The organism is Haloplanus sp. C73 (assembly GCF_051195115.1).
In the GTDB taxonomy this organism is placed as follows: Archaea; Halobacteriota; Halobacteria; order Halobacteriales; family Haloferacaceae; genus Haloplanus.
The window spans coordinates 335,543-360,439 of the sequence record NZ_JBNTJZ010000003.1; the positions used below are offsets into that span (position 1 = coordinate 335,543).

General features: G+C 67.1%; 21 protein-coding genes. 5 read left to right on the plus strand and 16 right to left on the minus strand.

Annotation, left to right across the window (positions count from 1 at the left end; genetic code table 11):
• Both glyS and ACQUSQ_RS08260 read right to left on the minus strand, forming a co-directional pair.
• Window positions 1-1,812 carry a glycine--tRNA ligase gene (gene glyS, locus ACQUSQ_RS08255; RefSeq protein WP_435068169.1) on the minus strand — a complete coding sequence of 604 codons (1,812 nt, stop codon included), beginning with the start codon at window positions 1,810-1,812 and terminating at the stop codon, window positions 1-3.
• Between the two features lie 2 nt (window positions 1,813-1,814).
• Window positions 1,815-2,660, minus strand: coding sequence for a CBS domain-containing protein (locus ACQUSQ_RS08260; protein ID WP_435068171.1), 846 nt, complete (start codon window positions 2,658-2,660; stop codon window positions 1,815-1,817).
• 100 nt (window positions 2,661-2,760) lie between these two features.
• On the opposite strand from ACQUSQ_RS08260, the gene ACQUSQ_RS08265 reads away from it, so the two are divergent.
• Both ACQUSQ_RS08265 and ACQUSQ_RS08270 read left to right on the plus strand, forming a co-directional pair.
• On the plus strand, window positions 2,761-2,925 hold the full coding sequence (locus ACQUSQ_RS08265) for a DUF7556 family protein (protein WP_435068173.1): 165 nt from the start codon (window positions 2,761-2,763) through the stop codon (window positions 2,923-2,925).
• Between the two features lie 50 nt (window positions 2,926-2,975).
• Entirely contained in the window at window positions 2,976-4,523 is a 1,548-nt protein-coding gene (locus ACQUSQ_RS08270; protein WP_435068175.1) for a sulfatase, read from the plus strand.
• A gap of 1 nt (window position 4,524) precedes the next feature.
• On the opposite strand, the gene polC is transcribed toward ACQUSQ_RS08270, so the two are convergent.
• The 8 genes from polC to hemC all read right to left on the minus strand — a co-directional run bounded on the left by polC (window position 4,525) and on the right by hemC (window position 16,221).
• Window positions 4,525-9,594, minus strand: coding sequence for a DNA polymerase II large subunit (gene polC, locus ACQUSQ_RS08275; protein ID WP_435068177.1), 5,070 nt, complete (start codon window positions 9,592-9,594; stop codon window positions 4,525-4,527).
• Window positions 9,591-9,989, minus strand: coding sequence for a PPC domain-containing DNA-binding protein (locus tag ACQUSQ_RS08280; protein WP_435068179.1), 399 nt, complete (start codon window positions 9,987-9,989; stop codon window positions 9,591-9,593). Before ACQUSQ_RS08280 ends, polC begins: the two co-directional genes overlap by 4 nt.
• A gap of 82 nt (window positions 9,990-10,071) precedes the next feature.
• The gene (locus tag ACQUSQ_RS08285) at window positions 10,072-10,455 is read right to left on the minus strand and encodes a NifU family protein (protein WP_435068181.1); all 384 of its coding nucleotides are present in this window, start codon (window positions 10,453-10,455) and stop codon (window positions 10,072-10,074) included.
• A gap of 25 nt (window positions 10,456-10,480) precedes the next feature.
• A complete protein-coding gene (locus tag ACQUSQ_RS08290; RefSeq protein WP_435068182.1) occupies window positions 10,481-10,816 on the minus strand; it encodes a DUF5783 family protein in 336 nt (111 codons plus the stop codon).
• A 37-nt stretch (window positions 10,817-10,853) separates the two neighbouring features.
• Entirely contained in the window at window positions 10,854-12,842 is a 1,989-nt protein-coding gene (locus tag ACQUSQ_RS08295; protein ID WP_435068184.1) for a DUF7289 family protein, read from the minus strand.
• A gap of 120 nt (window positions 12,843-12,962) precedes the next feature.
• Entirely contained in the window at window positions 12,963-14,369 is a 1,407-nt protein-coding gene (locus tag ACQUSQ_RS08300; protein WP_435068185.1) for a DHHA1 domain-containing protein, read from the minus strand.
• Window positions 14,370-14,407: 38 nt separating this feature from the next.
• Window positions 14,408-15,139, minus strand: coding sequence for a uroporphyrinogen-III synthase (locus ACQUSQ_RS08305; RefSeq protein WP_435068186.1), 732 nt, complete (start codon window positions 15,137-15,139; stop codon window positions 14,408-14,410).
• Entirely contained in the window at window positions 15,136-16,221 is a 1,086-nt protein-coding gene (hemC, locus tag ACQUSQ_RS08310) for a hydroxymethylbilane synthase (protein ID WP_435068188.1), read from the minus strand. Before hemC ends, ACQUSQ_RS08305 begins: the two co-directional genes overlap by 4 nt.
• A gap of 115 nt (window positions 16,222-16,336) precedes the next feature.
• Between hemC and ACQUSQ_RS08315 the strand changes: the two genes are divergently transcribed.
• Window positions 16,337-17,422, plus strand: a complete 1,086-nt coding sequence (locus ACQUSQ_RS08315) for a nitrilase-related carbon-nitrogen hydrolase (RefSeq protein WP_435068190.1) — start codon at window positions 16,337-16,339, stop codon at window positions 17,420-17,422.
• Here ACQUSQ_RS08315 and hemL read toward each other — a convergent pair.
• From hemL to hemB, 3 genes are all read right to left on the minus strand, one after another.
• Window positions 17,419-18,753, minus strand: coding sequence for a glutamate-1-semialdehyde 2,1-aminomutase (hemL, locus tag ACQUSQ_RS08320; RefSeq protein WP_435068191.1), 1,335 nt, complete (start codon window positions 18,751-18,753; stop codon window positions 17,419-17,421). The genes ACQUSQ_RS08315 and hemL overlap by 4 nt on opposite strands.
• Window positions 18,754-18,829: 76 nt before the next feature.
• Window positions 18,830-20,506, minus strand: coding sequence for an ammonium transporter (locus ACQUSQ_RS08325; RefSeq protein WP_435068193.1), 1,677 nt, complete (start codon window positions 20,504-20,506; stop codon window positions 18,830-18,832).
• Window positions 20,507-20,830: 324 nt separating this feature from the next.
• Window positions 20,831-21,811 carry a porphobilinogen synthase gene (hemB, locus tag ACQUSQ_RS08330; protein WP_435068195.1) on the minus strand — a complete coding sequence of 327 codons (981 nt, stop codon included), beginning with the start codon at window positions 21,809-21,811 and terminating at the stop codon, window positions 20,831-20,833.
• A gap of 82 nt (window positions 21,812-21,893) precedes the next feature.
• On the opposite strand from hemB, the gene ACQUSQ_RS08335 reads away from it, so the two are divergent.
• Window positions 21,894-22,415: a DedA family protein gene (locus ACQUSQ_RS08335; protein ID WP_435068197.1), complete on the plus strand. Its 522-nt coding sequence runs from the start codon at window positions 21,894-21,896 to the stop codon at window positions 22,413-22,415.
• A gap of 9 nt (window positions 22,416-22,424) precedes the next feature.
• Here the strand turns inward: ACQUSQ_RS08335 and ACQUSQ_RS08340 are convergent, their stop codons facing one another.
• Window positions 22,425-22,589 (minus strand): DUF6757 family protein, encoded by a 165-nt coding sequence (locus ACQUSQ_RS08340; protein ID WP_169719066.1) that lies wholly within the window; start codon window positions 22,587-22,589, stop codon window positions 22,425-22,427.
• A gap of 25 nt (window positions 22,590-22,614) precedes the next feature.
• On the minus strand, window positions 22,615-23,406 hold the full coding sequence (locus ACQUSQ_RS08345) for a PHP domain-containing protein (RefSeq protein WP_435068199.1): 792 nt from the start codon (window positions 23,404-23,406) through the stop codon (window positions 22,615-22,617).
• A 144-nt stretch (window positions 23,407-23,550) separates the two neighbouring features.
• On the opposite strand from ACQUSQ_RS08345, the gene ACQUSQ_RS08350 reads away from it, so the two are divergent.
• The gene (locus ACQUSQ_RS08350; RefSeq protein ID WP_435068201.1) at window positions 23,551-23,835 is read left to right on the plus strand and encodes a DUF5789 family protein; all 285 of its coding nucleotides are present in this window, start codon (window positions 23,551-23,553) and stop codon (window positions 23,833-23,835) included.
• Here the strand turns inward: ACQUSQ_RS08350 and ACQUSQ_RS08355 are convergent.
• Complete coding sequence (locus tag ACQUSQ_RS08355) at window positions 23,832-24,830, minus strand: DUF5784 family protein (protein ID WP_435068202.1); 999 nt, start codon at window positions 24,828-24,830, stop codon at window positions 23,832-23,834. The two genes, ACQUSQ_RS08350 and ACQUSQ_RS08355, sit on opposite strands and share 4 nt — an antisense overlap.
• Window positions 24,831-24,897 lie beyond the last annotated feature (67 nt).

The following is a 24,897-nucleotide window of genomic DNA, read 5'->3' on the forward strand; positions in this document are numbered from 1 at the left end:
TCAGGAGCGGGTGACGTCGGTGTCGATTCGTTCGTACGACTCCAGCAGACGCTCGAAGCTCCCGCCGCTTTCGAGGACGACCTGTAACTCCTCCGCGAGTTCGTCGACCGGCACCCGGACCTGTGCCGTCGTGTCGCGGTCCCGCACCGTCACCGTCGTCGGGTCGTTCTCGACGCTCTCGTGGTCGACGGTCACCGACAGCGGCGTGCCGACTTCGTCCTGCCGGCGATAGCGCCGGCCGATGTTCCCCGAGTCGTCGTGAGCGACCGACAGGCCCGCGGCCCGAAGGTCCGCGACCACGTCGTCGGCCAGCGTCTCCAGCGCCTCGTCTCCCACCAGCGGGAACACCGCCACGTCCGTCGGCGCCACCTCCGGCGCCAGCGAGAGGTAGGTGCGCTCCTCGTCGTCAATCAGGTCCTCGTCGTACGCGTGCGCGAGAAGGGTGTAGACCGTCCGGTCGACGCCGAAGGAGGGTTCGACCACGTGTGGTGTGACGTGTTCGCCCGCCTCCGTCTGCTTCTCGACGCGGAAGTTGGCCACGTCGGCGTCGACGGTCACGTCCTCGCCGTCGACGCTGACGGTCACGTCGTCGCCCTCGAACGCCGACGGGTCGCGCTCGGCGAGCGCACGGAGTTCGTCCGCGATAGCTCCCGCCTGCCCGCCGTACTCCGGTCCGAGCACGCTCATGTCGGGGTCGACGACGGCCCGTTCGACCGTCTTCGGCTCGTCGTACTGCTCGAAGACGGTGAAGTCGTCGTCGCCGTGGGTGGCGTGTTTCGACAGGTCGTAGTCGCCGCGGTAGGCGAAGCCGGCGATTTCTATCCAGTCGCCGACGGTCGGGTCATCGCTCACCGCGCCGCTCACCTCGCTCTCGGCGTCCCAGCAGTCCGCCGCGTAGTGGGCACGCTCGCCCGGCAGGTGCTGACGGAACCGGAACCGGTCGCCGTCGACGCCGATGCGGTCGTACCACTCGCGGGCGACGCCGAGGTAGTACGCCACCCAGTCGCTGGTGATGATGTCGTCTTCGACGGCCTCGGCGACCGTACACTCGACGTACCCGCCATCCGGGTCCTCCTGTTCGTCGGCGGGGTAGAGCCGGAGCGAGACGTCGGCCACCCGGTCGAGGGGTGGCTCGTCCGTCTCGGGGTCGATGAACTGCTCCAGTTCGGCCTGCGTGAACTCCCGCGTTCGGACGATGCCTTTCCGCGGGCTGATTTCGTTGCGGTAGGCGCGCCCGATTTGGGTGATACCGAACGGGAGTTTGTTGCGGGCGTACTCCTTCAGGCGCGGGAACTCGACGAAGATACCCTGTGCCGTCTCGGGGCGGAGATAGCCCGGCTGGCCCGACCCCGGGCCGATGGCCGTCTCGAACATGAGGTTGAACTCCTCGACCGACCGCCCCGCGAGCGGGGCGCCACAGGAGGGACAGGCGATTTCGTACTCCGCGACCAACTCCTCGACTTCCGGAATCGGCAGGCTCTCGGCCTCCTCGATGTCCGATGCGTCCTCGATGAGGTGGTCGGCGCGGTGGCTCTCGCCACACTCGCCACACTCGACGAGCATGTCGTCGAAGCCGTCGAGATGGCCCGACGCCTCGAAGACGGGTTCCGGTGCGATGGTCGGCGCCTCGATTTCGTCGTTGCCCTCGCGGACGGTAAAGCGGTCCCGCCACGCGGCCTCGACGTTGCGCTTGAGCGCCGCGCCCTCTGGACCGAACGTGTAGAATCCCGCGACGCCGCCGTAGGCTTCGTTCGCACCGAAGAAGAAGCCGCGACGCTTCGCGAGTTCGGTGATGGCGCGTGCCTGACTCATGCTCAGATGCCCCGCAGCAGGTCGATATCGCGGACGATGCCCGCGAGCGCTCCACCGTCGACCAGCGGGACCTGTTCGATGTCGTTCGAGAGCAGGACTCGGGCGACTTCTTGGGCCGTCTTGTGGCCCGAGACGGTCACTACGTCCTCGGTCATGAACGTCGCGACGGGTTCGCGCGGAATCTCGACGTTCCGGGTCGGGAAGTAGCGGTTGCCGACGGCCTTGATGCCCTCCCACATCCACTCGTCGTCCTGATTGGCGATGCTCTCGCCGGTGTCGTCTTCACCCTCGACGACCCGTGCCACCTCGATGATGTCGACTTCGGTGAGCATCCCCGTCATCTCGCCCTCGTCGTCGAGGACGACGGCGTAGGGGACGTTCGCGTAGTTTATCTCGCGTTCGGCGACCGTGAGCGGCGTCTCGCGGTAGGTGGTGTTGACCTCGCGCGTCGCCAGCGACTCGACTGCCGTGTCGCCGTCGACGTTCCCGCGGGCGATGGCCCGCACCACGTCCGTCACGGTGATGATGCCGACGAGTTCCTCCTCGACGACGGGCACCCGACGGGCGTTCTCTGCCTGCATCACTTCGGCGACGTCGACGAGGCTCGTCTCCGGCGTCGTCGTCGGCACCTCGCGCATCAGCATCGCCAACTGGTCTTCGTCGGGGTTCTCGATGAGGTCGTCCCGCGAGATGAGACCGCGGTACGTCTCCCCGTCGTCCGTCGGCTTGACGACGGGAATCGAGGAGAAGCCCCGCTCCTGCAGATATTCCAGCGCGTCGTCCCTCGTTCCGGGGAGAGCGACGGTCACGACGTCCGAACGGGGCGTCATCGCGTCGGCTACGTGCATGTGACCCGTTCCGCCGCCCACCCTCTAATACTCTGCGAACGCCGTGTCGGCTGGCCGTCGTATCGATGTTTTTATATTCGGTTGTGAGTATCTAACACACATGGCGCTCGACGTGACCGCTGTTGGGGGGCAGAGTTCGGATGTCATGGCTTCGGTCGACGACGGGACTGGGGCTCCCGAGTTCGTCATCGCGGACGTTTCGTGTGACGACGCGTGGCTGTCCATACAGCTTCGCGACGCGTCCGGCCTCGACGACTGGCGGTAGCTCCACACCGATTCGCGGCCTTTATTCGCACGACACACCGAGAGGCTGGCATGTCGAGCGACGCCCCCGGAAACGTCCTGTTCGTCGTCATGGACACGGTTCGGGCGGACCACCTCACGCCGTACGGCTACGACCGGCCGACGACGCCGGGGCTGGCTGACTTCGCGGACGAGGCAACCGTTTTCGAGGAAGCGGTCGCCCCCGCCCCGTGGACCCTCCCCGTCCACGCCTCACTCTTCACCGGTCTCTACCCCAGCCAACACGGCGCCGACCAAGAGAACCCCTATCTCGAAGGCGCGACCACGCTCGCCGAGACGCTCTCGACGGCGGGGTACGACACCGCCTGTTACTCCTCGAACGCTTGGATTACGCCCTACACCCACCTCACCGACGGCTTCGACGCCCAAGACAACTTCTTCGAGGTGATGCCCGGCGACCTGCTCTCCGGCCCCCTCGCCCGCGCGTGGAAGACGATGAACGACAACGACCGCCTCCGCGCTATCGCCGACAAACTCGTCAGCCTCGGCAACGTCGCCCACGAGTATTTCGCCGGCGGCGAGGGCGCCGACTCCAAGACGCCTGCCGTCATCGACCGCACCCAGTCGTTCATCGAGGACTCAGACGACTGGTTCGCGTTCATCAACCTCATGGACGCTCACCTCCCTTACCACCCCCCGGAGGAGTTCGCCGAGGAGTTCGCTCCCGGCGTCGACACCACCGCCGTCTGCCAGAACTCCAAGGAGTTCAATTCGGGCGCCCGCGACATCGACGACGACGAGTGGGCGGACATCCGCGGCCTCTACGACGCCGAAATCGCGCACATCGACGCCCAACTCACCCGCCTGTTCGACTGGCTCAAAGAGCGCGGCGAGTGGGAGGACACCACCGTCATCGTCTGTGCCGACCACGGCGAACTCCACGGCGAACACGACCTGTACGGCCACGAGTTCTGCCTCTACGACCCGCTGGTGAACGTCCCCCTGCTGGTCAAACACCCCGAACTGTCCGCGGACCGCCGCACCGACACCGTCGAACTCGTCGACCTGTATCACACCGTCCTCGACGCCCTCGACGTCGACGGCGGCGACCCGGCCACGCCCGGTGACACCGCCGTTCCCCGCGACCCGACCCGCTCCCTCCTCGCCGACGACTACCGCGCGTTCGACGGCGTCACCGACCCCGACCCCGGACAGGCCGCCGCGCCCGGCGGCGACTACGGCTTCGTCGAGTACTCTCGGCCCGTGGTCGAACTCAAGCAACTGGAGGAGAAAGCCGCCGCGGCGGGCATCGACCTCCCCGAGGACTCCCGCTTTTACTCCCGGATGCGCGCCGCGCGCAGCCCCGACTCGAAGTACGTCCGCATCGACCGCATCGACGACGAGGCCTACCGCCTCGACACCGACCCCGACGAGCGGACGGACCTCGCCGGCACCGACGACGATGTCCTAGCGGCCACCGAACGCGCCCTCGCCGACTTCGAGAGCGACGTCGGCGGGGCGTGGACCGGCGCCGCCGCCGCCGACGTGACCGACGACGCCGTCGCCGACATGGACGACGAGGCCCAAGAGCGCCTGCGTGACCTCGGCTACCTCGAATAACTCACATGAAGTCGTCGAGCCGCGACGGCTTGTTCTGGTCGTTCTGGAAGACACTCTCCAGACTCTTCTCCAGCACTTCGAGTCGCTGTTTCGTGTAGGGCCGGCAGCCGAACTCGTCGGCCACCCGGATGGCGGTGTCCATGTACTTGTTCACCGACCCCTCGTGGACCGTCAGGTTGACGCGCCCGCCACACTCCCGGCAGTCGCCCGAGAGCGGCATCCGCCGGTAGGACTCCCCGCAGTCCAGACACCGCGTCTCCTGCCGGGAGAAGGCTCGGAGGTTGCCGATGAGGTCCGGCAGGAAGTGATACTCGATGATGCGCTCGGCCACGTCCGTCTCGTCGACGGCGTGGAGTTTGCGCGCGAGGCCGAGTTGGGCGTCCATCTTGTCCATCATCGACCCCAGCGTCTTGTACGCCGAGAGGTCCGGGCCGAGGGCGATGTTCGAGGTGTCGTGTGTGTGGTCGAAGCCGTGATACTCCGACTCCGTGTCCAGCGAATCCTCCGCGATTTCGATGTCTACCTCCTCGGGGTCGGCCATCTCGCGGGTCGCCTCGTAGAACTCGAGGGGGTACTCCCGGACCACGTCCATGTTGTGCGCCTCGTCGTCGATTTCGGTCGGGTCGATGCGCGAGGACATGACGAGTGGGGCGTCCATCCGTCCGCCGCGCTTGTCCGGCAGGAACTCCCGACTGAAGTTGAGGAGGCCGTCCATCAGGAGCATGACGCAATCTTCGTCACCGTCGCACTGGGCCGTGTACAGGTCGTTCGTGACGAGCGAGTGGGTGTCTGCAACCGTGAGACAGTACGTGTGCTCGACGTCGGCGCCGACGTACGAAATTTCGGCGAGTTCGTCGACGAGGTACTCCCCGCTACCCCCGTCGAAGACGCGTCGACTCCGTAGGTCTATCTCTTCGATTCGTGCCGCCAGTCGGTTCCGCTTCCGCGAGAGATGGAGGTCGACGGCGTCGGCGAACCGGCTTGCATCTTCGGAGGAGATGCGGAGCACGTACGCTTTCGCGGACATCGACTCGCAGTCTTCGTCGTAGAAGTCGGGGAACTGCTCGACGAGTGGCACGGGGTCGGTCGTATCGACGCGGGCCGTAACGCCGAGACGCGTGAGCAACGCGAGCAGGTCCTCTTTCAACTCTCTGCTGACGGTCGTGGCCGACACCTCCAGCCGGCTCTTGTCGACCGTTCCGTCTCCACTGAAGTAGCCGCTGAGATACGCGCTGACGATGTCATCCGGCGCGTCGAAAATACATGCCGGAACCCGCTTGTTCTCGGAGCCGACGCCACAGTCGAGTACCGACTCGAAGAACACCCGCGGCAGTCGTCCCGAGACAGTTACCTTCACGTCGTTCTCTCGATACGCCTCGACGCCGAGTGCCGATTCGAACGCCTCGACGAAGAACTCCCGTGCCTCGGATTCCGCTCCGGAAATAGTCGTCTGATGAACCGTCCCTTTGGACGTCTCTTGGTCGCGGACGAACCCTTCCGCCGCGTAGTACCCCAACAGCGTCGCAAACTCCTCGTCGATATCGACAACGCGGTCGATATCGACCCGGTCCCGCTTCATACCGAGCGTCACGTCGTCAGGGACCCGTTCGACGACGGCGGCTGGCGAGCCGAACACCTCGACGAGCAGAGATGCCGGGATGCTCTCCCGATAGGCGTAGTTACTCAACGCCTTCTTTGCCAGTCCGAGGTGTTCAGCCGTGCTCTGCAGGGGGTAGAATTCGCTCTCCCACTCGTCCGCCAGCGCTTCGGTGAAGAGGTCATAGAGCTGTTCCTTCGCGATTCCTTTCACCATCAGCGAATCGGTCGGCACCTCCTCGTTCGCCATGAACGCTTCGAGAAGGTCGAACTGAGCTACGGACCCAGAGACGTCGACCTGTGTCGGCGTCACCAGCGTATCGGCGGTCGTGAGTTCGCTAGCGCGTTTGGTGACTGTCTCGTCCCCATCAAAGACGTGGACCTCGTGGTCCGGCGTGACCGTTAGCTCGCGCCCACTCCGCGTCTCGATTTCGACGAGATGGTCGGGAGCCCGGTGTTTCGACACCGCTTCGACCGGCTTCAGTACCTGTTCGCCGTCGTCGTCGATACTTGGAACGTGAACGTCGCCGTCGAGTTCTTCCACGAGCGTTCCGAAGTCATCGGATTCGGGGTCGTCGAGACGCTCCTCGACCAGTCGCTCGATTCGCTCGTGGGTCCACGTCCCGTCCTCCCGATACCACACCTTCGTCTCTGGGTGGAAGCAATTCCGGCGTTTCGCGGCGTGAAAGTACGGATGCGCGTAGCCGACGGAGGCCGATGTGAACCCGACGACGCGCCCGACCACCGCCGCCGACGTGTGCGGCGCCATCCCGAAGACGAGTTCGCCGACCAAATCTTGGCGCTCCTCCACGTCGTAAAACGCCGGCAGGTCGTAGAACTCCGTCAGCAGGTCGTCGACGAAGTCGGCGGTCTTCAGCAGGTGTTCGGCGGCGCCGTCCGAGAGGACGATGTCCTGCACCCGGAGTTCGACGAGTTGGTCGTCGAACCGAAGCGGGTCGCCGTCGATGTCGGTGTCGTATCCGAGTTCGCGGAAGTCCTCTGCGGTCACGTCGAGTTCTTCCGGGCGGACGGACGTGACGGGCAGGTCCGTCATGTCGTAGCGGACGGTCCCGTCTTTGAACGCGCTGACGCCGTGTTTGGCCCGGAGGACGCCTTTCTCCATCGCCTCCGGCGTCTTGTTCGCCGAGGTGAGGCCCTTGACGCCCTTGAGAATCTCGAACGCCGCCTCGCGCTCGCCGACGGTGTCGAGCGCCTCCCGATAGCGCTCGCCGAGGTCTAACTGTCGCCACTCGACGCTGGTCACGTCCCGGTCACACCGGTCGCAGTGGACGCGCCCCGACTCGTCGGGTTCGACCACCCGCTCACAGGAGTCACACTCGAAGACGGGGTCGGTGTGGCCGCCGCAGTCGGGACACTTCGGCCGATAGGTCGTGTTGCCACAGTCCCCACACGACCGCCGGCCCACTTGGACGTCGACGATGCCTTGGCCTGCGTCCGTGTGAGCGTGAGCGGCGCTTCCCACGTCGCGCTGGCTCCCCCCCGCCTCGCCGATGGGAAAGAGGGTGTGGACGGCGGGCGAGAGGTCACGGCCCTCCGATTTCTCCGGGCGCCCCATCCGGTTGCCGATGCGGGTCGGCGCCCGTTCCCGGATAGTGACGGGCGCCACCTCGTTGACGGCGCGGATGGCGTTGTCGCCGTCCTCGTAGGTCCGGGCCGCCTCCGAGAGGTCGGCGAGCGTCCACTCGCGGCTGAGGTCGGTCGTCACGCCCAGCGACCGGGCGAGCGGTCGCCACTCGGTGATTCGAATCGTGTCCTCGCTCGCGACGTGTTCGACGAGGAGGCGTTCGAGCGCGCCCCGGACCTCGGGCCGGTCCGTGCAGTCGAGGACGAGGGCGTCGGCTGTCGCCTCGGGGTCGCGAACGCGCGAGACGCCGCCGTCGCCCTCGACGGCGATGACGCTCCCCGAACTGACGGCGTCGGCGAGGGCGTCGACGTCGTCGACGCTCACGTCGTGCCAGAGGTAGGTGTACGCCGGATGGAGCGGGCAGTCGTACTCGGTCGCCCACTCGAACGCCTCCTCGACGCTCGGGGCTTCGAGGTCGACGCGGGGGTCGTCCCGGAGTGCTTGGATGTCGGCGCCGCTCGCTTCGAACTCCTGTATCCACCACTCCATCGTGTAGGAGGCGGGCGCGAGCGGGTGGTTGTTCTCGACGAACTCGCCGTAGTTCACCAGATACTCGCCCAAATCGAGGATTTCCTCGACGCCGTTGCGCACCGCCAGCGCCTCCTCGGGGTCGTCGATGCGCCGCACCTCGCCGTTGGCCAGTCGGACCGTCGGCCCCTCGATGGTGTCGACGGGGACGACGCCCGCGGCTTTCCCCGGTCGCTCAGTCTTTATCTGTGTCCCCGTCGCGAGGAAGTCGTCGACGAGACGCATCGTCGCCGGGTGGACACCCGCCGTCGCGAACCCGTGATTTCGCGCGCGGCCGTATCGGAGTCGGAACCCGCCGGCTTCGGAGGGGTGGCCGAACACCGGGCGCCCCGCAATCAGGTCGCGCAGGAACTTCCCCGACGGCTTGACGCGGGGGGCGCCCGTCGCCGTGTCGTCGCTCTCGTCTTCGCCCGCCTCCGCGTCGCTCTCCTCGTCCGCGTCGGCTTCCTCGTCGTCGCTCTCGCCGATGGTCCCGTCGATGAGGTCCTGCAGCCACGGCCACTCCACTTCGTCCAAGTCGCGCGTGTAGCGCTGAATCTTCGGCGCCTTCAGCGCGATACCCTCCGCGAGGACGAGACACATCCCGCCGCGGGCGGCGTTGGTGTCGATGCGCTCCAAATCGCGAAAGCCCGACACCTCCTCGTCGCCGGTGGCCTCGCCGTCCAGCATTATCGGGACGTGTTCGGCGATGAACTTCGTCTCCTTGTCCTTGGGTGTGTACTGCAGTCCCGTCTCGGAGTCGTAGAGGCCCACCTCCTCGGCGTAGCGCTCGATTTCGTCGTCTCGGGGTTTGAACTGGTCGATACCCAGCAGGGAGCGGGCGTAGTCCGCCACGAGCACCGAGAGCGCCTGTGCCGTCCCGCCCGCGGAGCGAATCGGGCCGGCGTAGTAGACGTTGACGAACTCGGTGCCGTCATCGTTTTCGAGCACTTCGACGCGGTCGATACCCTCGATGGGCGCGGCGACGACCCCTTCGGTCAGGAGTGCAACCGCTGTCCGAACCGCACCCTCGATTTTCCCGGCGTCCGTGTCGTAGTCACCGACCGACCCCTCAACGAAGTCGGTGACGAGCGCCAGCGCCGCCTCCTCGCGGCTCATCCGCCCGTCGAGTTCGCGGACGCGCTCGGCCACGCCGTCGATACCGAGGATGTTCTCGACCCGGTCGGCCATGTCGCGCGCGACGGGTATCTCGACCTCACGGGTCGGGTCGTCGCCGCGCTTGCGGGCGCGCTCCGCGCGGTCGAACGCCTCGTCGAGGCGGTCTTCGATGCGCGCGAAGTACTGCTCGTCGTCCGGTGTCACGAGTCGGTCGTCGCCTCCGTGTTCGAATCCTCGAAACAGCGCAGGTAGACGGAGCCGTCGACGGCCGTCGCGGCGTTGAGATAGCCGCCGACCGCCTGCCCGCTCGGCCGGGTCAGGACGGCGTAGGGCCGCGCCGCGGGGTCGCCGTCCTCGATTGTGACGTGTCCCATGCACGCCGCGACCGACAGCGGCTCGTCGAATCTGACCGCGCGATGCTCCTCCGCACTCGGGTCGTAGTGCCACACGTCCGCGTCGCTGACCGTTCCCGTACCGGTGAACCACGCCGAGGTGACGCCCTCGGCGTCGGCAGCGTGCTCGATGGCCTCCCGCCAGTCGTCGCCCGTCTCGACGGCGACGAGGTACTCCGCACTCACGGCGAGTTCACGAGCGTCCATAGACGCGACACGACCGGGGCGGGATTAAACCTTTCAGTGGGCGCGTGCGCGGCGCGAAAAACGAGCTGTTCGTTCGGCGGCGTTAGAAGGGGGCCTGCGGGCCTTCGTCGCGGCCCTCGGCGTCGTCGCTCGTCTCGCCGGGGAACGACGGCTCCATGCCCTCGTCGTGGGCGCCCTCGCCACCCATGCCCTCCATGCCGGTGTCGGCGTGGACCTTCGTAATCTCGGGAATCTCTTTGACCATCCGGCTCTTGATTGCCTGAATCGTCATCGGGGAGATGCCACAGCCGGAACAGGCGCCGCCGAGCTGGATGCTCACTTCGCCCGTATCGAGGTCGATGTTCTGAATCGCGGCGCTCCCGCCGTGCATCTGAATCTGCGGGAAGTTGCGACGCAGGAAGTTCGTCACGCGCTCGCGGAGGTCGTCCTCGGCATCCGTGTCGGTGTCCTGGGCGTCAGTACTCATAGTCGCAGAAAGGGTACCGACCGGCTTAGGCCTTTGGTTCGTCAGTCTCGTCGACGCCGAACACCGACCGAAGTTCCGACTCGATTTCCTCGACGTAGCGCTCTAGTGTCGTCGTCAACTTCTCCTCGTCGACGACGATGGCCGTCACGCGCTCGGTCGGGTTCTCGGGCAGTTCCACCCGGAACTCGCCGTCCTCGTAGAACGGCTCGGACTCGTTGAGCACCTGCTGGTCGATGGCGTGGACGAGGTCGGAGTCGTATCGCTCGTTCATCGTCTCGAAGGCGTTCTTGTACGCCCGCTGGAGTTCGGTGAAGTAGTGGGCGTACTTGTCCTCGAACTTCTCGGGGTCGAAATCGGCCATGGGCGTGCTTGCCCGTCAGTCGGCAAAAGTCGGACGGTTACGCCTCCTCGACGTGAATCTCGTTGACGGTGACGTGGAGGTAGGTGACGGGCGCGCCGCCACCGCCGGTCAGTTCCGGTCGCTGGTCCGCGAGCACCGTGTCGTAGTGGAGTCTCGACCCACTTGTCACGTCGCTCACCTGACCGATGAGGCCGCCGTACACCCGCGACCCGCCGTCGAGCGTGATGTCCTCGTTGCCGGGCGCGTAGACGACGCCGTAGAATCGGGCGCCGTCCGTGATGGTGACCGTCGAGTCGCTCGTCCCGTAGAGCCATATCTGGTCGCCCCGGTCGCCGACGCTCAGCCACCGCGACCCGCCGCTGATGGTGTAGTCGCCGCTGGCGTAGACGTGTACCTTGCCCGAGCCGACCACTTCGACGTTCTCGCTGTCGGTCACCACGTCGCCATCGACGGCGAGATATATCGGCCCGCCCGTCGTATCGAGCGTCAGCGTCCCCGACGGCGACAGCGAGTCGAGATAGTACGTGCCGTTGGTCAGGGTACAGGGGCAGTTCCCGTTCTCGATTCGGTCCACGTCGCTCCCGGCGTTGTCGTTCGACGCCGCGGTGGTCGAGATTCGCGTCTGGACCGTGGTGTCGATGGGTCGCAGGTTCGGCGGCCGAAGGTCGCGCGCCGCCGAGACGTCGCTCAGGTCCGGCGCCGGCGCGTTCTCGTCCACGTCGCCGTTCACGTTCGGATAGTCGTCCGGCCCGTTCTCGAACGTCCCGCCGATTGTCAGGTCGCCGTTGATGTTCTGGCCGTCCGCCGGGTAGAAGTCGCCGCCGATGTGGACGTCGCCGTTTATCGTCCCGGAACTGCTCCGGTAGTCGCCGCCCGCCACCACGTCGGCGTCGATGGTGGCGCCGCCGCCGGATTCGACGACGTCGCCGCTGACGGTGGCGGGGCTGTTGAGACTGTCGCCCCCGCCCAGTATCAGGTCGCCGTCGGCGATGATGCGGTCGTCGACGGTGACGCCGCCACCCCGAAGGTCAGCGTCGCCGTCGACGATTAGCCGCCCCTCGACCGTGATGCCGCCGCCGGCCTCGAAGTCGCCGTCGACGCGCATGTCGCCTTTGATGGTGCCGCTCCCGCTGTTGCTGAGGTCCTCGCCGACGTAGACGCTCCCGTTCTCCCCCTTCGTCATCGGATAGCTCCCCTCCGAGGAGTTGTAGCTGTCGACGGTCGCGCCGCTTCTCACTCGCACCGTCGGTGCCTCCGACGCGATGGAGTCTTCTACCTCTCGACCCCGAGTCGGGACGCTGAGGACGATTTCGACCGTCCGGTTCGCGTCGTCTGTCGTGACCGTGTCCGCGTCGGTGCGCGTCTCGAAGTACTCGGCCCAGCCGCGGTAGTACTCACTCTGAATGGTCACTTTCACCGTCCCCGACCCCAGCGGGTTCTGCATCCCCGCGCTGGCGTTCGGGAACGCGGCGTTCGTCGGCCCGTCGACGAACCGGAGTTGGTCAGACGACGTCGCCGGCCCGCGGAGAACGACCAGCGGGAACGTCAGCGTGGGTTCGTCGCCCGCGTCGGTCCCCCAGCGATAGTGAAACTCCGGTGGCGATATCATCCGCGCCTGCCCGTTGGGGCTCGCTCGCCACACGCCGCCGCCCTGATACGCGACGGTCGTCCCTCCGGTTCGGTACTTCAGCGCGCCCATCGTCGTGTTCACGAGCGGCGGGCCGGTGGCGTTGGCGCCGGCCCGCTCTATCGTGATGCGGCCCGCCGATTCGTCCAGCGTCGCCTGCTCCTGCCCGCCCAGCGCCACCTCTCGCGAGTTCGCGTAGCCGAGCGCCACCTCGCTCACCTCGGAGTCGACCGTCGACATGGCCACCTCGGCCTGACTCGCGCTCGCCTCGTCGCGGATGCCCTGAATCGCGTTGCTCCCGATTACCAGCACCCCCGCCGTTCCGACGACGACGAGGCCGAGAATCAACACGACACCGATGACGGTGCTCTGGCCCCGGCGGGCCGTCCGGTCGCTCACGCGGCCACCGGGGGCCGGTCTGCCCCCCGTGTCACGACGCACCGAGTCGACGCTGGTCTCATTCGTGATAGCTGTTTGAGTCGAACGCGCTTCTATCTTTGTCTGTCGAGCTGACAGTTCTCACCCGAGCTGTTTCCCGACGATGGCGTCCGCCGCCGCGACGAACGCGTCCCGCTGGTCCGCGGGAATCGTCGCCCCCGCGGCCACGTCGTGCCCGCCGCCGTCGCCGCCGACGGACTGCGCGGCCTCGCGCATCACGACCGAGAGGTCGAGTCCGTCACGGACCAGCGCGTGCGTCCCGCGGGCCGAGACTTTCACCTCGCCCTCGTCGGCGGCGGCGAAAGCGACGATGGGCCGGTCGCTCCGGATGCCCTCCGAGCCGAGCGCCATCCCCGCGACGATGCCGACGATGGTTTCCCGGATGCGCGTCCCGGCGTCGAACCACTGGAGGTTGTCCTCGGCGGTGACGCCCTCCTCGGTCACCAGTTCGATGCCCTCCGAGAGGTTCTTCCGGTGGTTGCGAAGGAGGGTCCGCGCGCGCTCTAACGCCGCCTCGCGGTCACCCAGACAGACCGCGAGGCCGACATCTGCGCGCTCGTAGCGCGCCGTCGCGTTCAAGAGCGTCGAGAACTCGCTCACGTCCCGGAGTTCCGTCCCCTCCGTCTCGGCGAGGAGCGTGTACGTCGTCCCAATCAGGTCGTCGACGCGGGCGGGGGGGACGCCCCGCGTCACCGCGTGTTTGAGGAGGGCGCTCGCGAGCGTCTGTCGCTCCGCGGTGGTGAGGTCGACCCACCGCTTCCACTCCCCGTCCGTCCGCAGGTCGATATCGAGGCCGGACAGAAAGCGCACGGCGCCGGACTCGTCGCCCGTAATCCCCGGCAGGCGCACGTCGCTCGCGTACTCCAAGAGTTTCGGAAGCGGGCGCGTCTGCCGCCCGTACATCGCGAGGTCCGTCCCCTCGCGGACGACGCCCGCGTCGACGCCCTCGGCGACGATGCCCTCGTTGGCGCCGGTGAGACCGTCAGTCCCGGCCTGCATGTCGCCGACGGCGCCGACGACGGCCAGCGCCGCGAGGTCACGGTTGTCCGTCGACTCGTCCGCGAGCGCACGCGCGACACAGTACGCTGCCCCCGCTCCCGAGAGTTCGCTGGCGCCGTCCAGCCCCTCCAGAAGTGGGTTGCAGTGGTACGCCGTCTCCGCATCCGCGGGCTGGTGGTGGTCGGCGACGACCGGCGTGAACGCGTCGTCGTACTCGACGATGATGTCGAGTTGGCCGCTCCCGAAGTCGGTGAAAAACACGGTTTCGTGGTCGGTCGCGGCGATGCGGGCGATGGCCGCCTCGTCGAGTTGTTTCTCGAAGACGACGTCGACCGGAATCCCGGCGCGTTCGAGCGCCGTCGCCGCGATGGCGGCGCTCGTCAACCCGTCCGCGTCGATGTGGGAGGCGAGCAGGACCGTCTCGGCGTCTCGGAGCCGGTCGGCACACGCCGCGGCCCGCTCTGCGAGTTCGGGGACGGGCTGTGACATCACCACCTCATCGGTCGGCATCGCGGATAAACCTTCGACTACTGCGTCTCGCGCAGGCGCGCGACCGTCTCACGCGCCAGCGCCTCGAACGTCGCCTCCGCGGGCACCACGTCGACGTCGATACCGAGCGATTCCGCCGTCTCTCGGGTCGGCTCGCCGATGACGCCGACGACGGCCTCGTTCAATCCCCGAATCGCGGCATCGCGGACGCCCCGTTCTGCCGCGGCGTCGAGGAAGTGTTCGACCGTCAGCGACGACGTGAAACACGCCGCGTCGAGGTCACCCTCGGCGGCGATGGCCGCCGATTCACCCGCGTCGTCCGGTCGCGTCAGTCGGTAGAGCACCGTCTCGTGGACTGACGCCCCCGCGTCGCGGAGGCCGTCGAGCAGGACGGCGCTCCCGTGGTCGCTTCGCGCCACCTCGACGCTCGCGCCCGCGGCGCGGTCCGAGAGGAGGTCGACCAGCCCCGTCGAGGAGTACTCCTCGGGGAGCAGGTCGACCGCGTAGCCGGCCGATTCGAGGGCTTGGGCCGTCCGCGGGCCGATGGCGACCACCGTCGCGTCGCCGGAGTCCCATCCGGCCTCCGCGACGAGTTCCGCCCCGGTCTTGCTCGTAAACACCACGTACTCCGCGTCGCGGGGGGTCGCGCCCGTCGGTTCCACCGCGAGCATCGGGTCCGCGACGGGGTCGACGCCCAAGTCTCGGAGGAGGCTCCGGGCCGTCTCGATTCGCTCGTCGTCCGGCCGGAAGACGGCGACGCGCGCGCTCACTCGTCGGCCTCCTCGCGCGCCCGGTCGATTAGCTCCGCGGCCCCCTCCTCCCGCAGGTCGGCCGCGAGCGACGCCGCCGCGTCAGCGTGCGACGTAATCGGGAGGTCGGCGGTCCGCTCGATGGCCTCCTCGCCGTCGAGCGAGAGCACCTGCACCGACACGTGGACGTACTCGCCCTGTACCGCGGCGTGGACGCCGATTGGTGCGATACAGCCGCCGCCGAGTTCCGCGAGGACCGTCCGCTCGACGGTCGTCCGCACCCGCGTCACCGGGTCGTCGACGAGTTCGCGAACTATCTCCGTCGCGTCCGAATCGTTTCGCGTCGTCACGGCGATGGCACCCTGTCCCGGCGCGGGGACGAACCGCTCTTTCGGCAGGCGCGTCGTCGCCACGTCGTCGAGCAGGCCGCTCCGTTGCAGGCCCGCCTCCGCGAGGACGATGGCGTCGTACTCGATGTCCGGGTCCCGCTCCATCGCCTGCCGCTCCAGTTCCGCCAGCCCGTCGAACCACTCCTCGGCCGTCTGGTCGAAGGCGTCCGGGTGTTCGCCCTCCGCTTCGTCCTCCGCGTCGAGTCGGCGCTGATGCTCTCGCTGGAGGGCGGGCGCGAGCAACTTCTCGACGCGAGTGTCGACGTTACCCCGCAGGGGTTCGACCTGCAGGTCCGGGCGCTCGCGGCGTAGCTGTGCGCCCCGCCGGAGCGACGACGTGCCGACGACGGCACCCTCCGGCAAGTCATCGAGGTCACTCCCGTCCGGCGTCACGAGGACGTCGCCCGCGGGCGCCCGCTCCGGGACGCCGGCGACGACCAGTTCCGGCGGCGACTCCGTCGGCATGTCCTTCATCGAGTGGACCGCGGCGTCGACGTCGCCGTCGAGTACCTTCTCGTCGAGTGCGCGCACGAAGGCGCCCGTCTTCCCGAGGCGGTGGATGAGTTCGTCGCGAATCTCGTCGCCACGGGTCGACACCTCGACCACGTCGACGTCGAGGCGTCGGGCGGAGAGGCGGTCGCTGACGCTCGCCGTCTGGCGCAAGGCGAGGTCGGACCCGCGCGTCGCTAGCCGGATTGTCCCGCGCGTGTTCATGTCCGAGCCGTCGCCCCCGAGCGTGAAAAGCCCATCAGTTCCGTCGGCGCCCGCGAAAACGGACGCCTGCCCGCGACCCCGAACTATTCGTGGGAGAGTCGAGTAGCCGTCCCCGATGTCGAAGATTCCCACATACAACGCGGTCGGTCTCTCCCCCACGGTGTGGGGCGCCGAGGAGCGCAGCGACATCGAACGGAATCTGGAACACATCCACGAGGCCCTCTCCGCGGCCACGTGGCTCAGTGGCCTCGAACTCCCGGTCAAACTCGCCGTCCTCCCCGAGGGCGCGTTGCAGGGCTTTACCGACGAGGTGCGCGACATGGACCACGCCACCTACCGGGAAGAGATTGCCATCGACATCCCCGGCCCCGAAACCGAGACGCTCGGGGAGTACGCCAAGGAGTTCGAGGTGTATCTCGTCGCCTCCGCGAAGGAGAAGGCGCCGGAGTACGACGAGAAGTTCTACAACACCGCCTTCGTCATCAGCCCCGACGGCGACATCGTCCACACCCACCGGAAACTGACCCCCCTGCTTCCGGTCGAGCGGTCGGTGTCGCCTCACGACGTGTGGGACGACTGGCAGGACGAGAACGGCGACGACCTCGATTCCCTCTTTCCCGTCGTCGACACCGATATCGGGCGCATCGGCATCTCGCTCGCCATCGAGGGGGCGTATCCGGAGTACGTCCGCGGCCTCGCCATGAACGGCGCCGAGATAATCTGTCGCATCGCCTGCCCCGAACCGCTGGTGGCAAACGACAGCTGGAAGATTCAGAACCGGGCGCGCGCCCTCGACAACACCTGTTACGTCGTCGCACCGAATCTCGGCACCTACTACGTCTCACCCGACGCCGAGACGCCGGTCGACACCTTCGGCGGCGGGTCGATGGTCGTCGACCACCGGGGGCAGGTGCTCGCCGAACACGCCTACGGCGCCGGGTCGTCGTACTGCGCGGCCCCAATCGACGTCGAGGGCCTCCGCGAACACCGGACGGAGTCGCCGCTCACGAACTGGATTAAGGACCTGCGGACCGAACTCATCCAGCCCATCTACGACCGCGAAATATACCCGAAGAACCTCTGGCTCGACCGCCAGCCGGTCGACCACGACACCTACGCCGAGGAGGTGACCGAGCGTCAAATCGAGAAGATGGTCGAGGACGATATCTTCGTCCCGCCGTATCACGAACGCGAGGACTAGAGCGCGTTCTGGTAGGCGTCCAGCGTCTGCTGGATGTCTTCCTCGGTGTGGGCGTAGCTCACGAACTGCGCCTCGAACTGGTTGGCGGTGAGGAAGACGCCCTGCTCTTTCATCTCCTGCCAGAACACCCGCTCCCAGCGGTTGGTCTCGGCGGCCGCGACGTCGGCGCCGGTCTTCGGGCAGGCGTCGAAGTTCGGGCAGTCCTCGCGCTGGCGACACCCGGCCACACAGCGGCCCTCGCCGGCCTGTCCGTCGCGGGTGAAGATTGTCTTGAAGATGCTGTCGGTGCCGACGACCGTGTACTGGGGCGCCCGCTCCTCCAGAATGTCGGTGATGCCGGCGCGCAACTGCTCGCCGAGTTCGTTCACGTGGTCGTACACGTCGTTCTCGGCGGCGTAGCGCAGGGTTTCGAGGCCGGCGGCCATCGTCACCGGATGGCCCGAGAAGGTGCCCGACTGGAACACGTCGCCGCCGGGCGTGAGGTGTTCGACGATTTCCGCCCGGCCGCCGATGGCGCCGACGGGGAACCCGCCGCCGACGATTTTGCCGAGCGTCGTCAGGTCGGGCGTGATGCCGAACTCGCTCTGGGCACAGCCGAGGCCGCCGACGCGGAAGCCCGTAATCACCTCGTCGAAGATGAGGAGCGCGCCGTGTTCGTCACAGAGTTCGCGGAGCGTGTCGTGGAAGCCCTCGACGGGCATTACCACGCCCATGTTGCCGAGGATGGGTTCGGTCAGGACCGCCGCGATGTCGTCGCCGTGTTCCTCGAAAACGTCGGTGACGGTGTCCGAGTCGTTGAACGGGACGGGGATGGTGTGTTCGGCGAAGGAGTCGGGGATGCCCGGCGAGGAGGGCGTCGCGCCCTCGGGCGACCCCTCGACCAGCGTCGACTCCTGTGCGCCGTGGTAGCCGCCCTGCATCACGACGATTTTGTCGCGCCCGGTGTACGCGCGGGCGAGACGGACCGCCGAGACGGTGGCTTCAGTCCCCGAGTTGACGAAGCGAAGCATCTCGATGGAGGGGACGTGTCGGGTGACGAACTCCGCGAGGTCGACTTCCACCTCCGTCGGGGCGCCGTACATCGGGCCGGCGCTGACGTGTGACTGAATCGCCGCCTCCACGGGTTCGGGCAGGTCGTGGCCGAACAGCAGCGGCCCGTAGCCCATCACGTAGTCGAGATAGCGGTTGCCGTCGGCGTCGACGACGTGGGCGCCGTCACCGCTCTCGACGAAGAAAGGGTACGGCATCGACGCCCGCACCGACGAGTTGACGCCGCCAGCCAGCACCGACAGCGCTCGGTCGTACAGTTCGCGCGATTCGTCGTGGTTCATACCTGTCGGTGTGGGCCACTGCGGAAAGAACCTACGGGAAAAGGAGTCGGTGGTGCTCGGGGTCGGCCGCCGCAGTTCAGACTGCGTCGGGACCCTCCTTGCCCGTTCGGACCTGAATCGCGTTGTCGACGGGCATAATGAAGATTTTGCCGTCGCCGGGTTCGCCCGTGTTGGCGCCTTCGCGGATGGCTTCCGCGACGTCCTCCGCGGGCACGTCGGCGACCACGCACTCGACTTTCACCTTCTGGTGCAGGTCGACCGTGTACTCCTCACCGCGCCACTGGCCCTTCTTCGCGGGCTGTGAGCCGCGGCCGGAGACGTTCGTCACGGTTATCGAGGGGGCGCCGACCTCCGCGATGGCCTGTTTCACGTCACCGAGTTTCTCGGGGCGAAGCATCGCGACGACCATCTTGATGTCGCGCTCGTCTTCGCCGCCGTCGGTGCGAATCTCGTGACCGCCGTCGGTTCGGAGTTCGACGTCCTCGCCGCCGTCAGTGCGGAAGTCGTCGCCGCCGTCGGCGACGACGTCCGGTTCGCCGAATTCGGGGTAGGTGTTGACGCCGTGTTCGGCCACGTCGAGACCCTCACGCTCGTGTTCGGGGGAGACGCGGGCCTGACCCGCGGCCTTCAGGACACCGAACACCAGCGCCGTCGCGACGATGGTCCACGCGGCGATGACGACCACGCCAGCAATCTGCCCGACGAAGCTGACGCCGTAGCCCGGAACCGCAAACAGCGGGAACAGCACCGCACCGAGAACGCCCGCGCTCCCGTGGACCGGGAACACCGCGCAGACGTCGTCGATTTTGAGGCGCTTCTCGACGAACTCGAAGACGACCGGAAGCTGGGCACCGGCGAGGCCGCCGATGACCAGCGCGCCAATCCACGTGATTGCGTTCGTGTTGCTCGTGATGCCGACGAGGCCGGCGAGCATCCCGTTCGCGACGTAGAGCGTGTCGACCTTGCCGGTCTTGGCGAGCGCGGCGGCACCGGCGCCGATTGCACCCGCGGCCATGCCCATCGTCGTGGTGAGGGCGACGCGACCGAGCTGGTCACTGAGCACGCCGGCGTCGCTGAAGATGGCGGACGTGCCCACGTTGAAGCCGTACCAGCCGAAACAGAGGATGAGCGTCCCCAGCACCGCGAAGGTGAGCGAGTGGCCGGGGATGATGTTCACGGACCCGTCGTCGTTGTAGCGGTCCATGCGGGGGCCGAGCACCCACGCTGCCGTGAGGCCCGCGATGCCGCCCATGCCGTGGACAATCATGCCGCCCGCGAAGTCCTGGAATCCCGGTCCGATGGTCGTCAGGAAGCCGCCGGCCCAAGTGAGACCGGTGACGACGGGGTAGATGACCGCTGACAGGAGGATGGTGTACGTGACGTACGCGCGGAGTTTTGCGCGGCCCGCCACGGCGCCGCTGACGATGGTCGCCGCCGTCATGGCGAACACCGCGCCGTACAGCCAGCCGACCCAGCCCGCCGAGCTACCGGTGATGTAGCCGAACGGGTTGGAGCCGCCGCCGACGAGCGTCGAGACGCCCGCGCCGATGAGGAAGTAGACGATGACGCCGACACTCCAAGTCAGCATGTTCTTCGTCAGCTGGTTCGCGACGTTCTTCGAGCGCACCTGCCCCGCCTCGAGCATGGCGAAGCCGGCGTGCATGAAGAATATGAGGAAGCTGACGGTCAGAATCCACGCGTTGTTGACGCCCGAGGTGATGGCCGAGGGGTCGACCTGCAGCGGCGTCAGCATACGGCCACCTCCGCCAGCGGTACTTCGCTATCGGTGCTTGGACAGACGTTCGTGTTTCCGATTACTTCTACCATGTTCGTTCTCCGTGTTGCGATAGAACGTACTGTTACGACATAGTATAAGCATTAGCGTTGACAAATGTCTGTATAATCCGTCTGCCGTGGATGTTCGTCCGGTTTAATAGTAGATATAGGGTGTTTAAGGACGTATATTACTCAATTGCGCACTCGATTTCGACGGATAACTTGACGAATATAGTGTAGAATAGATGTCATTACTTCGCAGACTCTGGCTTCGTCCGCGCCCCGTTCGGGACGACTCGCTTCAGCACTCGGGCGCGACTGACTCCGCGAAGTACGTGACTATCAGGTCGGCGCCGGCGCGTTTGAGCGAGAGGAGCGATTCTTGGGCGACGGCCTCCAAATCCAGCCACCCTTTCTCCGCGGCGGCGTGGAGCATCGCGTACTCGCCGCTGACGTTGTAGGCCGCGACGGGGTGGTCGAACTCCCGGCGGATGTCACGGACTACGTCGAGGTAGGGCAGGCCGGGTTTGACCATCAGCACGTCCGCACCCTGTTCGACGTCGAGACGGACCTCCCGAAGCGCCTCGCGCCCGTTCGCGGGGTCCATCTGGTAGTGTCGCCGGTCGCCGAACGCGGGCGCCCCGTCGGCGGCGTCGCGGAACGGGCCGTAGAAGGCGCTCTCGTACTTCGCGGCGTAGGACATGATGGCCACGTCGTCGAAGCCGGCGTCGTCGAGGGCGGTCCGGATGGCGCCGACCATTCCGTCGGTCATGCTGGAGGGGGCGACCATGTCTGCTCCCGCTTCGGCCTGCGAGACGGCGGTCCGTGCGAGCAAGTCGAGGGTCGCGTCGTTGTCGACGGTCAGCGTCGGGTCGTCGCGAGCCTCGTCCTCCAGAACGCCGCAGTGGCCGTGGTCCGTGTACTCACACAGACAGAGATCGGTGATGACCGTCGCGTCCGTCTCCGCCGTGATGGCTCGCGTCGCCCGCTGGACGACGCCGTCGCTCGCCCACGCGCGAGTGCCTTCGTGGTCCTTCGACTCGGGGATACCGAAGAGCATGACGGCCTCGACGCCCGTCGACAGCACCTCCTCGACGCGGGGGACAGCCTCGTCGACGGGGACGCGCTCGTGTCCCGGCATCGACTCGATGGGGACGCGCTCGTCGGTCGTCGCGTCGACGAACACGGGGGCGACGAGGTCGGTCGCGTCGAGGTCGGTCTCGCTGACCAGCGAGCGCACGCCGTCGCGTCGGAGGCGTCGCGGACGGTCGGTCGGATGCATATCTCACGCTCGGCGCGGCGCGCTCAAAACCTCGTCGCTCCGTGACGTAACCGATATATCGCCGCGCACCGGAGACGCGGACGTGTTCGCGCCGCTTCAGGTCTCACAGCTCCCGACCGCCCTCCGCGACCTGCTGACCGCAGACTACGGCCTGCTCGTTCTCTTCTGCGTGTTCGTCCTCGAAGGGGCCATGCTGCTCTATGTCGTCCCGAGCGAACTCGTGGTTCCGGGGGCGCTCGCACTCCTCGGCGGCTCGATTTCGATGGCGGTGACCGTCGTCGTCGTCGCCGTCGCCGGCGCCACCGTCGGTCAACTCTTCCTGTTTACGCTCGCCAAGCGCGCCGGGCGAGAGCGACTGCTCGAATCCCGCTGGTTCCGCGTCAGCGACGAGGGACTCGCTCGCTTCGAGGGCTGGTTCGACCGCTGGGGGCCGGTTGTCGTCCCCGTGAGCAACACGCTCCTGTTCACGCGCGGGATGGTGACCGTCCCCGCCGGACTCGCCGGGATGGACGACCGACGGTTCGCGCTCCTGTCGGCGCTCGGGTCGCTCTCCTTCCAGTCGATTCTCGCGGCGCTCTATCTCTGGTTCGGAACGGTGCTGTAGAAAGACAGATTACTCGGTGCGGTCGATGTCGATTTTCTCGCGCAGGGCGGCGAGGTCATCGGATTCCGCGAGCTCCTCCAGCCGCTCGCGGAAGTGGCTCTCGCAGAGGCCGACGCGAATGCCCTCCTTCTCCGCGGCGTAGGCGGCCTCGCGATCACAGTAGTGGCAGTGCATACGCTGGCTAGGCGCTCCCTCCGGTTTAACCCTGCGCATCCGGCAGACGTGACGCTATCGGGGCGTACGCCGACGCCGACAGCCCCGCGAGGCCGAGTCGGTCGTCGTGGGCGTCGCTCCCCCCCGTCGCCAGCAGGTCGTGGCGCTCTATCACCTCGTCCAGCCGTGCCGTGTCCACCGGCCGGTCGTAGGGGTAGTAGCGCTCGACGGCGTCGAGCGAGGTGGCGAGGTCCAGCGCCGCTTCCGTGTCCGCGTAGCGAAACGGATGGGCGAGCGAGACGACGGGGGCCGCCTCCGAGATCAGGGCAACCCCCCGTTCGACGCTCGGCACGTCGCGCGAGACGTAACACGGCCCGTCGTTGCCGATGAAGCGCTCGAACGCCCCCGCGTAGTCGCAGTCGGCCTCGCTCTCGTCGACGGCGCGGGCGACGTGCGGGCGCCCGACGCCCGGTTCGAACGTCACGTCGAGCGAGACGTCCAGTCGGTCCTCGATTCGCTCGGTCATGCGGCGCGCGCGCTCGATGCGGTCGGTCTGAATGCGGTCGAGTTCCGCCTGTAGCGCTGTCGTCCGCTCGACGCCGTAGCCCAGCAAGTCGACTCGCTCCGTCGGCGTCTCGACCTGTAACTCCACGCCGCGAACGACCGTCACGCCGTCGCGGGTCGTCACCGGCGCGTCCAGCCCCGGATGGATTCGGTCGTGGTCGGTCACCGCCACCACCTCGACGCCCGCCGACCGCGCGGCGGCGGGGAGTTCCGCCAGCGTCAGCCGACCGTCGGAAACCGGCGTGTGAACATGTAGGTCGGCGACGACGTCCATACGCCTCTCTGGCTGCCTCCGCCGAAAGACCTTGTGCCTTGTTCTCGCGCCACGAATCTTCAATTAAGGATGATTAAAGACCTAGCTCAGACTAATGAAGTGAATGGAAAACCATTATAGTTATCGACCGTGTGGAATACGATGATGAAGTTCAACGGCACTGGCGAAATGATAGACGCCCTGGATTACCCGACCACCACCGAGGAGATAATCGCCAACCACGGCGACCACGAACTCGAACTCCAGCGCGGCACGGAGCGCGTCGGCGACGTGCTCGAACGCCTCGGCGAGGAGGAGTTCGACTCTCCCGAGGACGTGCGTCTCTCCGTTCGCTCCGCGGTCGGTCACAAGGCCATCGGTCGACGCTTCTACAGCGACCGCGACCCGACGGCGCTCGGCGAGTCCGGTCCGACGCCGCTCTCCCTCTAAAGTATCGCGTTCAGTTCTAGCGGCACCGAGCCTTTCGTGTAGCCGTCGACGCGTCCATCTGGTCGCATCCGATAGACGACTGCAGGCCGATGTCCCACGTCCGGTTGCTCGCCGACGACGGACAACCAGTCGTCGTCCGGGAACGACGAGCAGTCGACGAAGAGGACGACACCGCCCGCGTGCGCCGATAGCTGGCCGCTCGTTTTCGTCTGTGCCGTATCCCGAACCGCCGCGACGGGCGTGCCCGCCGACCGGCGATTCGGAGGCAACGGCCGAGTCACCTCCACCAGCGGCTGTTCACCTCTCTCGGCCCGCGCCTGAAAGTCGATGGAGTGGCCCGTCGACACCTCTATCTCCGGCTCCACGTCGTAGCCCATGTCGACGAGCAGTTTCGCCGTGTTGAACTCGCCCATCGACGCCGCCATCCGCGTCAGGTCGAGGCGTTCGGAGGTGCCGAGTTTCCCCGCCATCAGTTCTCGGTACTCGTCGAGGATGCCCGTCGACAGGAACGACTCGTAGAAGTCGAGGGCGTCGTCTTGACTCGCGTCCGGGAAGCCTGCGGCGTGTTCCTCGAAGAACTCACGGGTCGTCCACCGGCCGTCTTTCGAGAGGAAGACGGGGAGGAAAAACCACGAGAGATGCGGGTAGTCCGCGAGCCACGGTGACTGCTCGTGCAGTTCCGCCTGCAGTTCGCGTTCGGCCCACTCCGCGACTGCGCTCGGTATCTCGGTGAAGCCGTACTTCTCGGTGCGCCAGAGACTCGACGGCGTCTCGGTGTTGCCCAGCCAGTAGGCCTCGTTGTCGTCCCAGCAGAAAAGCGCCGTGTCGCCGTTGTCGACGTCGAACCGCCGGGCGTCGTATCCAGCCGGCGGTTTGAACCACGGGCGACTGCTCGTCGCGCCGAGGTTGTCGTCGAGCGGTTCGAACACCTCGGCGCGCACTCGACCCTCGGTCCAGCGACCGGGGGCGTGTCGAAAACGGAGCGGTCGTGCCACGGCGTCGATACGTCCTCCGCCGATTTACACCTTCCGTGTCCATCGCCGCGACCGACACGTCTATGAC

Bases quoted from the DNA above. Each gene is read 5' to 3' on its own strand.
- glyS (WP_435068169.1), bottom strand. From the start codon at position 1,812: ATGAGTCAGGCACGCGCCATCACCGAACTCGCGAAGCGTCGCGGCTTC.
- hemC (WP_435068188.1), bottom strand. From the start codon at position 16,221: ATGAACACGCGCGGGACAATCCGGCTAGCGACGCGCGGGTCCGACCTC.
- ACQUSQ_RS08265 (WP_435068173.1), top strand. From the start codon at position 2,761: ATGGCGCTCGACGTGACCGCTGTTGGGGGGCAGAGTTCGGATGTCATG.
- ACQUSQ_RS08285 (WP_435068181.1), bottom strand. From the start codon at position 10,455: ATGAGTACTGACGCCCAGGACACCGACACGGATGCCGAGGACGACCTC.
- ACQUSQ_RS08345 (WP_435068199.1), bottom strand. From the start codon at position 23,406: ATGGACGTCGTCGCCGACCTACATGTTCACACGCCGGTTTCCGACGGT.
- ACQUSQ_RS08260 (WP_435068171.1), bottom strand. From the start codon at position 2,660: ATGCACGTAGCCGACGCGATGACGCCCCGTTCGGACGTCGTGACCGTC.
- ACQUSQ_RS08340 (WP_169719066.1), bottom strand. From the start codon at position 22,589: ATGCACTGCCACTACTGTGATCGCGAGGCCGCCTACGCCGCGGAGAAG.
- ACQUSQ_RS08350 (WP_435068201.1), top strand. From the start codon at position 23,551: ATGAAGTTCAACGGCACTGGCGAAATGATAGACGCCCTGGATTACCCG.
- ACQUSQ_RS08270 (WP_435068175.1), top strand. From the start codon at position 2,976: ATGTCGAGCGACGCCCCCGGAAACGTCCTGTTCGTCGTCATGGACACG.
- hemL (WP_435068191.1), bottom strand. From the start codon at position 18,753: ATGAACCACGACGAATCGCGCGAACTGTACGACCGAGCGCTGTCGGTG.
- ACQUSQ_RS08325 (WP_435068193.1), bottom strand. From the start codon at position 20,506: ATGCTGACGCCGCTGCAGGTCGACCCCTCGGCCATCACCTCGGGCGTC.
- ACQUSQ_RS08280 (WP_435068179.1), bottom strand. From the start codon at position 9,989: ATGGACGCTCGTGAACTCGCCGTGAGTGCGGAGTACCTCGTCGCCGTC.
- ACQUSQ_RS08290 (WP_435068182.1), bottom strand. From the start codon at position 10,816: ATGGCCGATTTCGACCCCGAGAAGTTCGAGGACAAGTACGCCCACTAC.
- hemB (WP_435068195.1), bottom strand. From the start codon at position 21,811: ATGCATCCGACCGACCGTCCGCGACGCCTCCGACGCGACGGCGTGCGC.
- ACQUSQ_RS08300 (WP_435068185.1), bottom strand. From the start codon at position 14,369: ATGTCACAGCCCGTCCCCGAACTCGCAGAGCGGGCCGCGGCGTGTGCC.
- ACQUSQ_RS08315 (WP_435068190.1), top strand. From the start codon at position 16,337: ATGTCGAAGATTCCCACATACAACGCGGTCGGTCTCTCCCCCACGGTG.